This is a genomic window from Streptomyces sp. NPDC013455 (genome assembly GCF_040632975.1).
Lineage (GTDB): Bacteria > Actinomycetota > Actinomycetes > Streptomycetales > Streptomycetaceae > Streptomyces.
The window spans coordinates 46,977-58,854 of sequence record NZ_JBEYCX010000025.1; the positions used below are offsets into that span (position 1 = coordinate 46,977).

At 74.0% G+C, this 11,878-nt stretch carries 12 protein-coding genes and 1 pseudogene; 5 read left to right on the top strand and 8 right to left on the bottom strand.

Features of this window, described 5'->3' with window-relative positions:
- Positions 1-226: 226 nt before the first annotated feature.
- Positions 227-1,006 (bottom strand): DeoR/GlpR family DNA-binding transcription regulator, encoded by a 780-nt coding sequence (locus tag ABZ576_RS30435; RefSeq protein ID WP_360747895.1) that lies wholly within the window; start codon positions 1,004-1,006, stop codon positions 227-229.
- Between the two features lie 146 nt (positions 1,007-1,152).
- On the opposite strand from ABZ576_RS30435, the gene ABZ576_RS30440 reads away from it, so the two are divergent.
- Positions 1,153-2,034 carry a sugar isomerase gene (locus tag ABZ576_RS30440; protein WP_360747898.1) on the top strand — a complete coding sequence of 294 codons (882 nt, stop codon included), beginning with the start codon at positions 1,153-1,155 and terminating at the stop codon, positions 2,032-2,034.
- A 33-nt stretch (positions 2,035-2,067) separates the two neighbouring features.
- A complete protein-coding gene (locus ABZ576_RS30445; RefSeq protein ID WP_360747901.1) occupies positions 2,068-2,928 on the top strand; it encodes a class II fructose-bisphosphate aldolase in 861 nt (286 codons plus the stop codon).
- A 74-nt stretch (positions 2,929-3,002) separates the two neighbouring features.
- Here ABZ576_RS30445 and ABZ576_RS30450 read toward each other — a convergent pair whose 3' ends face one another.
- Positions 3,003-4,136 (bottom strand): methyltransferase, encoded by a 1,134-nt coding sequence (locus ABZ576_RS30450; protein ID WP_360747904.1) that lies wholly within the window; start codon positions 4,134-4,136, stop codon positions 3,003-3,005.
- 67 nt (positions 4,137-4,203) lie between these two features.
- Between ABZ576_RS30450 and ABZ576_RS30455 the strand changes: the two genes are divergently transcribed.
- Both ABZ576_RS30455 and ABZ576_RS30460 read left to right on the top strand, forming a co-directional pair.
- A complete protein-coding gene (locus ABZ576_RS30455; RefSeq protein ID WP_360747907.1) occupies positions 4,204-4,854 on the top strand; it encodes an alpha-ketoglutarate-dependent dioxygenase AlkB in 651 nt (216 codons plus the stop codon).
- 48 nt (positions 4,855-4,902) lie between these two features.
- Positions 4,903-6,150: an ROK family protein gene (locus ABZ576_RS30460; protein ID WP_360747910.1), complete on the top strand. Its 1,248-nt coding sequence runs from the start codon at positions 4,903-4,905 to the stop codon at positions 6,148-6,150.
- A 300-nt stretch (positions 6,151-6,450) separates the two neighbouring features.
- On the opposite strand, the gene ABZ576_RS30465 is transcribed toward ABZ576_RS30460, so the two are convergent.
- The 6 genes and pseudogenes from ABZ576_RS30465 to ABZ576_RS30490 form a co-directional block, all read right to left on the bottom strand.
- Complete coding sequence (locus ABZ576_RS30465; RefSeq protein WP_360747913.1) at positions 6,451-6,639, bottom strand: DUF1272 domain-containing protein; 189 nt, start codon at positions 6,637-6,639, stop codon at positions 6,451-6,453.
- A gap of 259 nt (positions 6,640-6,898) precedes the next feature.
- Positions 6,899-7,477, bottom strand: a complete 579-nt coding sequence (locus ABZ576_RS30470) for a DUF4865 family protein (protein ID WP_360747916.1) — start codon at positions 7,475-7,477, stop codon at positions 6,899-6,901.
- 30 nt (positions 7,478-7,507) lie between these two features.
- Positions 7,508-7,903 (bottom strand): cupin domain-containing protein, encoded by a 396-nt coding sequence (locus tag ABZ576_RS30475; RefSeq protein ID WP_360747919.1) that lies wholly within the window; start codon positions 7,901-7,903, stop codon positions 7,508-7,510.
- A gap of 4 nt (positions 7,904-7,907) precedes the next feature.
- Positions 7,908-8,498, bottom strand: coding sequence for a TetR/AcrR family transcriptional regulator (locus ABZ576_RS30480; RefSeq protein ID WP_360747921.1), 591 nt, complete (start codon positions 8,496-8,498; stop codon positions 7,908-7,910).
- 912 nt (positions 8,499-9,410) lie between these two features.
- Positions 9,411-9,818, bottom strand: a pseudogene (locus ABZ576_RS30485) (ATP-binding protein); the annotation flags it as partial.
- Between the two features lie 205 nt (positions 9,819-10,023).
- Entirely contained in the window at positions 10,024-10,347 is a 324-nt protein-coding gene (locus tag ABZ576_RS30490; RefSeq protein WP_360747923.1) for a hypothetical protein, read from the bottom strand.
- Positions 10,348-10,652: 305 nt separating this feature from the next.
- Between ABZ576_RS30490 and ABZ576_RS30495 the strand changes: the two genes are divergently transcribed.
- Positions 10,653-11,777 (top strand): PLP-dependent cysteine synthase family protein, encoded by a 1,125-nt coding sequence (locus tag ABZ576_RS30495; RefSeq protein WP_360747925.1) that lies wholly within the window; start codon positions 10,653-10,655, stop codon positions 11,775-11,777.
- Positions 11,778-11,878: the final 101 nt, after the last annotated feature.

An 11,878-nucleotide genomic window follows, 5' to 3' on the forward strand; every position in this document is an offset into this window, starting at 1 on the left:
TGATCCGTTCGCCGCTGCTCGGGCCGTCCGCACGCTGATCCGTTCGCCGCTGCTCGGGCCGCGCGCACGCTGATCCGTTCGCCGCTGCTCGGGCCGCGCGCACGCTGATCCGTTCGCCGCTGCTCGGGCCGTCCGCACGCTGATCCGTTCGCCGCTGCTCGGGCCGTCCGCACGCTGATCCGTTCGCCGCCGCTCAGGCCGCGCGCACCCTGATCCACGCCACCGTTCAGACCGCCAGCACCCTGATCCCCGCGTCCTCGCACCGCCGTACCGTCTCCGGGTCGACCGCCGTGTCCGTCACCAGGGTGTCCACCAGCTCCGCTCCGCAGATACGGGCGAAGGCGCGGCGGCCCAGCTTGCTGGAGTCGGCGGCGACGACTACCCGTTCGGCGCGCTCGCACAGCAGACGGTTGATGGCGGCTTCCGCCTCGTCGTGTGCCGCCGCCCCGTGCGTGACGTCGAAACCGACGACCCCGAGCACGGCCACGTCCAGTGTGATCTGGCTCAACACGCCGTCCGCGAGCGGGCCGATGAGCTCGTAGGACTGCGCACGCGCCACCCCGCCCGTCACCACGATCTTGAACTGCGGGCGCACGGCGAGCTCGTTGGCGATGTTCAGCGCGTTGGTGACGACGGTCAGCGCGGGCGAGCCGGTGCCGAGATCGCCGCGTACGGCCAGCGCGCGGGCCACCTCCGTGGTCGTCGTACCGCCGGTCAGCCCCACCGCCTCGCCCGGCGCGACGAGTTCGGCCACCGCCTTGGCGATGCGCTGCTTCTCCGAGGCGCGGCGGGCGGTCTTGTAGCGCAGCGGGAGCTCGTACGACACCCCGTGCACCACCGCCCCGCCCCGGGTGCGGACCAGCATCTGCTGCTCGGCGAGCTGGTCGAAGTCCCGGCGGATCGTCGCCGCCGACACCGCCAGTTCGGCGGCCGCCTCCTCGACCTCCAGCCGGCCGCGCTCCACGAGCAGCTCCAGCAGCGCCTTCCAGCGGGCGTCCCGCGACATCCGCAGCCTCCGTTCGCCGACCGGCTCTTCGCACGTCTCCGGTCTCCCGGCGACCTTAGCGCACCCCGGACTGCGCTCGAATGCTTGATTGTGCTCGAAACCTGGCTATATCTTGCAGGAACAATCAGCAAGGGGAGGGTGTGGGCATGACCCATGTCGAGAACGAGCTGAACAGCCAGCCCGAGTGCTGGATACGGGCCGCCGAGCAGGCGGGGCGGCACCGGGGAGCGCTGCCGGCGGCGGGGGAGCGAGTGGCCGTCATCGGGTGCGGGACGTCGTACTTCATGGCCCAGGCGGCCGCCGCGCTGCGCGAGGGAGCCGGGCAGGGCGAGACCGACGCATTCGCCGCGTCCGAGTTCCCGTACGGGCGGTCGTACGACCGGGTCGTCGCCCTCACCCGCTCCGGCACCACCACCGAAGTCCTCGAACTGCTCGGCCGGTTGCGGGGGCGGACGCGCACCACCGCCGTCACCGCCGATCCCCACACCCCGGTCGTGGACGCCGCCGACGACCTCGCCGTCCTGGACTTCGCCGACGAACGGTCCGTCGTGCAGACGCGGTTCGCGACCACCGCACTCACCCTCCTGCGCGCCCACCTCGGGCTGCACACCGACGCCGTCGTCGCCGACGCCCGCACCGCCCTCGGCTCTCCCTTGCCCCGACAGCTCGTCCACTGCACGCAGTTCACCTTCCTCGGACGCGGCTGGACCGTGGGACTCGCCAGCGAGGCCGGTCTGAAGATGCGCGAGGCGTCCCTCTCCTGGACCGAGGCGTACCCGGCGATGGAGTACCGGCACGGCCCGATCAGCGTCACCACCGGGGGCACGGCCACCTGGATGTTCGGCACGGCACCCGGCGGACTCGCCGAACAGGTCCGCGCCACCGGGGCGCTGTGGATCCAGGGAGAACTCGACCCGCTCGCCGAACTCGTCCGCGTCCAGCGGCTCGCGGTCGCCGTTGCCGCCGCCCGGGGGCTCGACCCCGACCGGCCGCGGCACCTCACCCGCTCGGTGATCCTCGCCCCCTGAACCCGCCGGCCCCGTCCCGGAAGGACACCGCACGTGCCCCTCGCACCCACCGGCGAGCTGGTCACCCGGGCCGCCGCCGCCCGCGCCGCCGTCGCCGCGTTCAACGTCATCACCCTGGAACACATCGAAGCCGTCATCGCCGGCGCAGAGTCGGCCCGCTCACCCGTGGTCCTCCAGGTCAGCGAGAACGCCGTCAGATACCGTTACGGACGGCTCCTGCCGCTGGCCCGCGCCGCGGTCGCCGCCGCCGAGAAAGCCGCCGTACCCGTCGCCCTGCACCTGGACCACGTCCAGAGCGACGAACTGCTGCGCCAGGCAGCCGGAGCCGGGTTCGGTTCGGTCATGTACGACGCGGCGCGCCTGCCGTACGCCGAGAACCTCGCCACGACCCGGGCCGCCGCCGACTGGGCGCACTCCCAGGGGCTCTGGATCGAGGCCGAGCTGGGCCAGGTCGGCGGCAAGGACGGCCACCCCCCGCTGGACGCGCACGCGCCGGGCGCCCGGACCGACCCCGGCCGGGCGCGCGACTTCGTCACCGGCACCGGCGTGGACGCCCTGGCCGTCGCCATCGGCAGCGTGCACGCCATGACCACCCGCACCGCCGTGCTCGACCACGGCCTGCTGAAGCGGCTCTCCGCAGTGCTGACGGTGCCGCTGGTGCTGCACGGCTCCTCCGGCGTGCCGGACGGCCAACTGGTCGCGGCCGTGGGCGGCGGCATCGCCAAGGTCAACGTCGGCACCGCCCTCAACATCGCCATGACCGGCGCGATCCGCGCGTTCCTCGCCGCCCACCCGGAGGCGGTCGACTCCCGCAAGTACCTCGGTGTCGGACGGGAGGCGATGGCCCACGAGGTGGCCCGGATCATCGGTGTGCTCCGCACCGCCCCCGCCTGACCGGCCGTTCCAGACGACGGGCGCCCCCGCGGCCGCCGGCTCGCGAGGGCCGGCGACCAGGGACGCGCCCCGCGCTAGCCCCTCTTGACGGCCTTCAGCACCACGAACTTCGGATCGCCGGCGACCAACTGGCTGTTGCCGAAGAGCCGCTTCAGCTTCACGTGGTACCCGAGGTGGCGGTTGCCGACCACCCACAGCTCACCGCCCGGCCGCAGCGCGCGTTTCGCCCCCGTGAACATCCGCCACGCCGTCGCGTCCGTGGTCGCCTGATGGGAGTGGAACGGCGGGTTGTTCAGCACCAGGTCCACGCTGCCCGGCGCCACCCCGGCCAGCCCGTCCCCCACCCGGAACTCGGCGTGCCCCGGCACCCCGTTCGCCTTGTACGTCGCCTCCGCCGAGGCCACCGCCTGGAACGACTCGTCCACGAACAGCACCTCGGCCGCCGGATCGGCCAGCGCGACCGCCGTACCGACCACGCCGTTGCCGCAGCCCAGGTCCACCACGCGCCCGGCCCCCGGGGCCGGCAGGTGGCGGAGGAAGAAGCGGGTGCCGATGTCCAGCCGGTCGGCGCAGAAGACACCCGCGTGGTTGACCACCGTCCGCCCCGACACCGCGCCGACGCCGTCCGGGAGGGCGTAGGCGTACGGCCACGGGTTCGCCGGCCGCTCCAGCGCCGGGTCCGGGGTGCAGAAGATCAGCCGCGCCTTCTGCTCGGCCAGCGAGGTCCGGGTCGGCCCGAGGATCCGCTCGAACAACCGGAGCGTCGAGGTGTGGATCTCCTTCACCATCCCGGCGCCGACCACGACCGTGCCCGCGTGCACGGCGGGCGCCAGCCGCAGCAGCTGGTCCTCCAGCAGTGCCAGGCTCTTCGGCACCCGCACCAGCAGCACGTCCACCCGCTCCGGCGGCGGGTCCTGCGTCGTGAGCAGGCGCACGGCACCCGGCTCGACGCCCGCCCGCGCCAGGTTCGCCCGGCTCGCCTCCTGGCTCAGGAAGGAGTCGGTGATCTGCGTCGGCCGGTGTTCCGCCAGCGCGGTGACCAGCGCCCCCCAGCGGTCCCCGACCACCACGACCTCGCCCGTGAGCGGCACCTGCTCCGCGGCGAGATGGCGCAACAGGTACGCGTCGGACGCGTCCCAGGCGCGCAGCCGGTCGCGGGGATCCTCGGGGAAGCGGGTCAGCTCGACCTCGCCCCACGGTGTCGTCATACGGTCGCTCATCGTGCGTCCAGGCTAGCGGAGCCGCAGATCAGAGGCGGTGGGGCAGGATGGGGGGATGGAAGCCGAGCTGTTCCTCCGGGAGCGTGCGGAGGTCGCGCCGGGCGCCGTGCACGTCGTGGACTGGCTGGACGACGAGCGGCAGCGCGCCCTGCTCGCCGCATGCCGGGAGTGGGCGCGGCCGCCGGCCGGGCTGCGCACGGTCCGCACCCCGGGCGGCGGCACGATGACCGCCCGCCAGGTCTGCCTGGGCTGGCACTGGTACCCGTACGCCTACGCCCGCACCGCCGTCGACGGCGACGGCGCGCCCGTGAAACCGTTCCCGGACTGGCTCGGCGAGCTGGGCCGCCGGGCGGTGGCCGACGCGCTCGGCCCGGACGCCGTACCGGCCGCCCCCTACGACATCGCGCTGATCAACTTCTACGACGGCGACGCCCGCATGGGCATGCACCGCGACGGCGACGAGAAGGCCGACGCGCCGGTGGTCTCCCTGAGCCTCGGCGACAGCTGCGTGTTCCGCTTCGGCAACACCGAGACACGCGCGAAGCCGTACACCGACATCGAGCTGCGCAGCGGTGACCTGTTCGTCTTCGGCGGCCCGTCCCGGGCGGCCTACCACGGCGTGCCGCGCGTCCTTCCGGGCACGGCGCCGCGCCGGCTGGGCCTGACCGGACGGCTGAACATCACCTTGCGGGTGAGCGGCCTGTAGCCGGCGGCCCCGGCCACCCCGGGTCCGGATCATGGGAGACTCGCCCTCATGAACGGCAAGGCGGATCCCCGCACGGCGGGGGAGAGGACCACCTCGAGGGCGCGGCTGGACCGGGGGCGCGGTGCCCTCGGACCCGCGCTGGAGCTGGTGCACACCGGACGGGCGCCGACCCGTGCCGTGCTCACCGCCGAACTCGGCGTCACCCGGGCCACGGCCGGCGCGGTGGCCGCCGAACTGGAGGCGCTGGGGCTGATCCGGGTGGACGCCCGGCCCGGCTCGGCGGCCGGCTCACAGGGGCGTCCCTCGCACCGGCTGGAGGTGGCCGAGGACGGGCCGGTGGCGCTCGCGGCGCAGATCCACGCCGACGGCTTCCGGGCCGCGCTGGTCGGCCTCGGCGGGCGGATCGTGGCGACCGCGCCCGGCTGCGAGACCATCGACGCCGACCCGGCCAAGGTGCTCGGCTCCGTGGTCGAGGCGGGCGCCGAACTGCTGCGCACGACCGGCCGGCGCTGCGTCGGCGCCGGACTCGCCGTGCCGTCCGCCGTCGCCGAGCCCGGCGGCCTGGCCCTCAACCCCCTCCACCTGGCCTGGCCCGTCGGCGCGCCCGTCACCCGCATCTTCGCCGAGCAGGTGCGCGCCGCCGGCATCACCGGGCCCGCGTTCTCGGCCAACGACGTCAATCTCGCCGCCCTGGCGGAGCACCGGCACGGCGCCGGCCGGGGCGCCCGGGACCTGCTGTGCGTGGCCACCGGGCACCGTGGCGTCGGCGGCGCCCTCGTCCTGGACGGCCGCCTGCACACCGGCAGTTCCGGTCTCGCGCTGGAGGTCGGCCATCTCACGGTCAACCCGGAGGGCCGTCCCTGCCACTGCGGCAGCCGCGGCTGCCTGGACGTCGAGGCGGACCCGCTGGCCCTGCTCGTGGAGGCCGGCCGCGAGCCCGGCCCCGAGGTGTCGCTGCTCCAGCAGGCCAACGACCTGCTGCGCACCCAGTACGACGACCCGTCCGTCCGCGCCGCCGCCGAAGCCCTCATCGACCGGCTCGGCCTCGGCCTGGCCGGCCTCGTCAACATCCTCAACCCGGACCGCATCATCCTCGGCGGGCTGCACCGCACCCTGCTGGACGCGGACCCCGGCCGGCTGCGCGCCGTGGTCGCCGACCGCAGCCTGTGGGGCCAGAGCGGCGGCGTCCCCATCCTGCCGTGCAGCCTGGACCACAACAGCCTGGTCGGAGCGGCGGAACTCGCCTGGCAGCCGGTACTGGACGACCCCCTGGGGGCGCTGACCGGCGGCGCCTAGGCCGTGTCTTCCGGATCAGCCCGACTCCGGGGTGCGGTTCGTTGGTGGTGCCGGTGAGCGGGGCTTGGTGCGTGCAGCTGCGAGGCGGAGGAGGGAGTCGACGCGGCGCGTCGGCGACCGACGACAACGCGGCAGATGTGCGTGCCAAGCCCCGCGGCCCCGGGGTGATCCGAAAGACACGGCCTAGCCCGCGGTGCCGCCGGCACACCCTCCGTGCGGGGACCGGCGTTCGCACCGTTCGGGTCCGCGTTCGCGCCGTTCGGGTCCCCGTCCGGACCGCACAGGGACCGTTTCGCGGCGTCAGGCGGCCGCGGGTGTGCGGCGCGGCCTTGGTACCAGTTCGCCTCCGCAGTTGGGGCAGGTCTGGCCGAGGGCCGCTCCGCACGCCTCGCAGAACGTGCACTCGAACGAGCAGATCCGGGCCGGTCCGTCCGGCGTCAGACCGGCGGTCGCGCAGCGTTCGCAGCGGGTGCGCATCTCCAGGGCCATGTGTGTCGTCTCCTCGCGGGCGGTCCGGTTGCTGCCGGTACCCATCCTCCGGGTGGGGACCGGCGGAGAAACCGTCCGGCGGGACAGAGATCCCAAGGATCGGGCCACACGCGTGCTCGGCTCCCGCCGGCCCCGACCGCCCGCCCCGGCACCGCCGACCGCCGCGAGGACGCGGTCCGCCGGTCCGCGCCCACCGCCGCGCCCACTGCCCGCGCCCACCGCCCGCGCCGGCCGCTGCCCGGCCCGGCACAGACGGCGCTCACCACTGGCGTCCGTGCGCCACCAGGCTCCGGCCGGGCGCGGACAGGTGCAGCACCTCGAACACCTCGCCCTCCGTCTTGGGCGCGTCGTGCTCCCAGAGCGAGAAGTGCACCAGCTCCCAGCGGTGCGGGTCCACGGCCGCCGCGGCGAGCACGACACCGTCCTGCCCGGCCCGGCGCTCCGCCTCGGCCACCGCGTCCGCCATCAGCGCCGTCAGCTCCGCCCCTTCGGGCACCGGCTGCCGTCGGCGCACGGCGAGGGCGGGGCGGGCGGCGGTCCCCTCGGCATAGGCCAGGCCGGTCCACTGGTGCACCGCAGGCCGGCCGAAGTCGTCGACGAGGTGCTGGAAGGCGCCGCCCCACAGGAAGCGGTTCATGCCCTCGATGGTGTTCCAGAGGTAGAACGGCGCGTACTGGTTCACCGGCGAATCCCGCACGCCCCGCTCGCGCATCAGGTACGTCTTGAAACCGAGCCCCTCCCAGTCCTCCAGCGCGGGACTGACACGGGTGACCCGGGCGCGGATGATGCCCATGTCGTAGTCGGCGGGCAGGGTCAGCTCGTACTGCATGGCCTGCATCAGGCGTTCCTCACATGGTGACGGGCCTGCTCAGCCCGGATAGTCGGCGGCGGACACATGGCAGCCCCACACGGCGACGGTGTCGTCTTCGGCGGCCTCCGTGACCGCGAGGTGCGTCATGGAGGTGCGCGGCCCGGCACCGTGCCAGTGCCATTCGTCCGGCTCGATCCACACGGTGTCGCCCGCGCGGACCTCCTGCACCTCACCGCCCTTGCACTGCACCAGCCCCTCGCCCGCCAGGATGTGCAGCACCTGGCCGTGCGGGTGCAGGTGCCAGGCCGTGCGCGCGCTCGGGGTGAAGTGGACGTTGAAGACGCGCAGCCGGGACGGGGCCTCGGGGACGGCTATCTCGTCCAGCCAGACCGTGCCGGTGAATTCCTCGGCCGAGCCCTGCCGGGTGTCGGGACGCCGTCGGGTGATGTGCATGCGGTCAGTTCTCCTGTCCGGGTGGCGACGGGGTGAGCAGGGAGAGCAGTCCGCGCACGCCGGCGTCGAAGGCGGCCGGCGAGCCGGAGGCGCGGGCGAGGACGTAACCGCCCTGTACGGTGGCGAGGACGGCGGCGGCGATCTCCGCGCCGTCCAGTGCGGGGGCGAACTGCCCCTGCCGCTTGCCCTCTTCGACGGTCCGGGCGATCAGCTCGCGGATGGCGGTGATCGTCTCGTCGACCGGCGCGCGCAGCTCCTCGCTGGCGAACACCTCGGGGTCCATGGTCAGCCGGCCGATCGGGCAGCCCCGCAGCACGTCGCGCTCGCGCAGCAGATACGCCTCGATGCGGTCGTACGGCGTGCCCGGCCCGCGGAGGACGCCCTCGGCGGCGGACCGCAGCTCTTCGGCGGTGCGCCGGATCGCGGCCAGGGCGAGATCCGGCTTGCCCCTGAAGTGGTGGTACATGCTGCCCTGCCCGGCGCCCGCGCGCTCCAGGATCGCCTTGGGGCTGGTGCCGACGTACCCACGGTCCCACAGCAGCTCGCGGGCGGACTCCACGAGCCGTTCCGAGGTGCTCATGCCCTCACTGTACATACCAGTAGTTACAGCCCGCCAGACCATCCGCGCGTGTCGCGCTGCCTGCGCGAACGGCCTCCGGGGGCGTGGACGGTTCCACGCCCGGCCCCGGCCCGGGTCATGGGCGGCGGCGTGCTGCGGTGGCCGGCGAGGACCCTGCCGACAGCGGCCGGGAGGAACGCGCCGGCGGGTTCCTCCGTGTCCGTGCGGACGGTTCCCCGCCCCGCCCGGGGGACTCGGGCGGGGCGGGGAACCGAACGGGTGCCGGTCGTCGGGGTCGTGCCGCAGTCGTGGCGCCGGTGTGGGGCGGTCCGGCGCCGGAGGGGGCGGGGTCGCGCCCGGTCAGCCGGCGACGGTCGACCGGGCGGGGGCCGGTGCTCCGGCCGCCTTGGGGGAGACGGGCACGGGGGCCGGGGTGGAGAGGGGGGCGGTGGCGGGGGTGGGGGCCGCACTCGTGGCCGGCGCCGGCCTTCCGGCAGGTGCCGGTCCGTCGGTGGGCCCCGGTCTATCGAGAGGCCCCTGTCTTTCGACGTGGGTCGTACTGCCGACGGCGGTCGCCGGCACCGGAGCGGCGTCCTCGGCCGCCGCCGGAGCAAGGGCCGGCACAGGGGCCGCGTCCCCCGCCGGTGCCGGAGCACGCGACGGCACGGCGGCGCTCACCGGCACCCCGGCTCCCGCCGGGACGGGGGTGGGCGTCGGAGTGGCCGGTACTCCGGCTCGCGCCGGGACGGGCGTGGGCGTCGGCGTGGTGGGCGCCCCGGCTCCCGCCGGGACCGGCGTCGGCGTGGCGGCCACTCCTGCCCCTGTCGGGACCGGCGTCGGTGTCGGCGGCATTCCGGTCCCCGCCGCGACGGGAGTGGGCGTCGGTGTGGCCGTGGTCCGGGTCGTGCTCCGGCGCGGGCGGGCCGGGCGGCCGCCGTTCGTCGCCGAGGCCTCCAGGGTGAACCAGACGACCTTGCCGTTCTCGCCGTCCGGCCGCGCGCCCCAGCTCTCGCTGACCGCGGCGACCATCGCCAGCCCGCGCCCGCAGGTGGCCAGCGGAGTCTCGTCCGCCGCGTCCGCGGCGTCGGCCGTAACCGGCAGGCGCGGATCGTGGTCGCGTACCGAGACGGTGAGCCGGTCCGTCAGCAGTTCCAGCTCGACGGTGCACGACTTGTCGGGCCTGGCGTGCCGGTGGACGTTGCTCAGCAGCTCCGTCACACCGAGCGCGGCTCGGTCTATCAACGGGTCCAGATGCCAGTAGCGCAACTGCGCAGATACGATTCTGCGGACCTGGCCGATCCGCGACGGCAGGGCTTGGAGCTCCACCGTGCAGTGCCTGCTTGGGTGACTGATCACGGCTGCGACTCCCCGATGTGAGGTCCGGAGGAACCGGAAGAACACGGAGAACAACGGATCCAGCAGGGTGCTTGCGTCCAAACGTCCGCCTGCTGTCGTGGCCGGCGGGCTGGTTCGCAGCGTTATCGCCGGTAAACCCAGAGTGACGTGTGACCAGCGTGACGCAGCGGATGCGCTCGTGCAACTCGCCGCGACGGTGCGCTGCTCAGCCGCCGCGTCCCGCCGCCCGGCGGACCGCCTCGACGAACCGCCGGGCCGCGGGCGGCCCCGGCCGGCCCGGCGCCGGGTCCTGCGCGCCCAGCGTCAGCAGGTACCGCGTGCCGTTGACGTCGGCCAGCGCCCGGTCGTCCGGCGCGAACCACGGCTGGGAGGCGCGCACCGCCTGCACCGGCGCGCTGTCGATCTCGCTGCCGTAGCTGTTGAGCAACTGGAGCCTGCCGTCGCTGATCCGGACCTGTCCGGCCCGGGTGAGCGAACGCAGGTGTTTGCCGATTCGCACGCCTGTGGCCGTGAACTCCGGCTCCGCCATGTCTCGCCGCCCCCTTGCGGTCTCCCCGTGCTTCCGTGGTGCGCCCCCGTTCGGGACGGTCGTCCCGTCGCGTGCAGTCTGCCCCGGCCCGGCGAGGAGCACCAGTGCGCGCGTCACGTCCGCGACCGGCGCCCGCGGCGCGTGCGCCCATGCGCCCCCGCATGGTTCGCACGTCCGTGCCCCAGGGTGTCTTTGGCTGGCTCAAAGATGCGTTTATGCAGGTGGGAAGCGGTGTGAAAGCTGCCTATGCTCGATGTGCCGGCCCGCGTGAGGCGCCGTCGGTGATCAGCGTAAGGAGCCCCGTCGTGAGCACCACCCACCAGACCAGGACCGGCGCCACCCTCGACGTCGACCGCAGCGACGCCGCCTACCGCGGCTGGCTGAAAGAAGCCGTGCGCAAGGTCCAGGCCGACGCCAACCGGTCGGCGGACACGCACCTGCTGCGCTTCCCGCTGCCCGAGCGGTGGGGCATCGACCTGTACCTGAAGGACGAGTCCACCCACCCCACCGGCAGCCTCAAGCACCGGCTCGCCCGTTCGCTGTTCCTCTACGGCCTCTGCAATGGCTGGATCCGGCCGGACCGTCCGGTGATCGAGGCGTCCAGCGGCTCGACAGCGGTCTCCGAGGCGTACTTCGCGAAGCTGATCGGTGTCCCGTTCGTCGCGGTCATGCCGCGCACGACAAGCGCCGAGAAGATCCGCTTGATCGAGTTCCACGGCGGACGGTGCCACTTCGTGGACGACTCGCGCAAGATGTACGAGGAGTCCGCCCGCCTCGCGGTGGAGACCGGCGGCCACTACATGGACCAGTTCACCTACGCCGAGCGGGCCACGGACTGGCGCGGGAACAACAACATCGCCGAGTCCATCTTCCGGCAGCTGCGGTGGGAGCGGTTCCCGGAGCCGGCCTGGATCGTCGCCACGGCGGGCACCGGCGGCACCTCGGCCACGCTCGCCCGCTACGTCCACTACATGCAGTACGACACCCGGATCTGTGTCGCCGACCCGGACAACTCCTGTTTCTTCGAGGGCTGGACCACCGGCGATCCGGACGTCACGTGCGACTGCGGCTCGCGGATCGAGGGGATCGGCCGGCCGCGCATGGAACCGAGCTTCGTGCCCGGTGCGATCGACCGGATGATGAAGGTCCCGGACGCGGCCAGCGTCGCCGCCGTCCGCGCGCTGGAGCAGGCCATCGGCCGCAAGGCGGGCGGCTCGACCGGGACCGGTCTGTGGAGCGCGCTGAAGATCGCCTCCGAGATGGTGGCCGAGGGCCGTACGGGCAGCGTCGTGACCCTGCTGTGCGATCCGGGCGACCGCTACCTCGACAAGTACTACTCGGATGCCTGGCTCGTGGAGCAGGGGCTCGACATCGCGCCGTACTCCGCCGCGATCGACTCGCTGCTGACCACGGGCGTGTGGCCGGATTGAGCCGGTCCTCCGGCGGGCATCCGGCGCCTGACGGGCGGGTGGCGGCGACGTGAGGGTTTGGTGACGGCTCAATTGGGGCTCTGGGCAAGCGGGTTGCGCCT

Bases quoted from the DNA above. Each gene is read 5' to 3' on its own strand.
- ABZ576_RS30435 (WP_360747895.1), bottom strand. From the start codon at position 1,006: ATGTCGCGGGACGCCCGCTGGAAGGCGCTGCTGGAGCTGCTCGTGGAG.
- ABZ576_RS30440 (WP_360747898.1), top strand. From the start codon at position 1,153: ATGACCCATGTCGAGAACGAGCTGAACAGCCAGCCCGAGTGCTGGATA.
- ABZ576_RS30450 (WP_360747904.1), bottom strand. From the start codon at position 4,136: ATGACGACACCGTGGGGCGAGGTCGAGCTGACCCGCTTCCCCGAGGAT.
- ABZ576_RS30455 (WP_360747907.1), top strand. From the start codon at position 4,204: ATGGAAGCCGAGCTGTTCCTCCGGGAGCGTGCGGAGGTCGCGCCGGGC.
- ABZ576_RS30460 (WP_360747910.1), top strand. From the start codon at position 4,903: ATGAACGGCAAGGCGGATCCCCGCACGGCGGGGGAGAGGACCACCTCG.
- ABZ576_RS30465 (WP_360747913.1), bottom strand. From the start codon at position 6,639: ATGGCCCTGGAGATGCGCACCCGCTGCGAACGCTGCGCGACCGCCGGT.
- ABZ576_RS30470 (WP_360747916.1), bottom strand. From the start codon at position 7,477: ATGCAGGCCATGCAGTACGAGCTGACCCTGCCCGCCGACTACGACATG.
- ABZ576_RS30475 (WP_360747919.1), bottom strand. From the start codon at position 7,903: ATGCACATCACCCGACGGCGTCCCGACACCCGGCAGGGCTCGGCCGAG.
- ABZ576_RS30480 (WP_360747921.1), bottom strand. From the start codon at position 8,498: ATGTACAGTGAGGGCATGAGCACCTCGGAACGGCTCGTGGAGTCCGCC.
- ABZ576_RS30490 (WP_360747923.1), bottom strand. From the start codon at position 10,347: ATGGCGGAGCCGGAGTTCACGGCCACAGGCGTGCGAATCGGCAAACAC.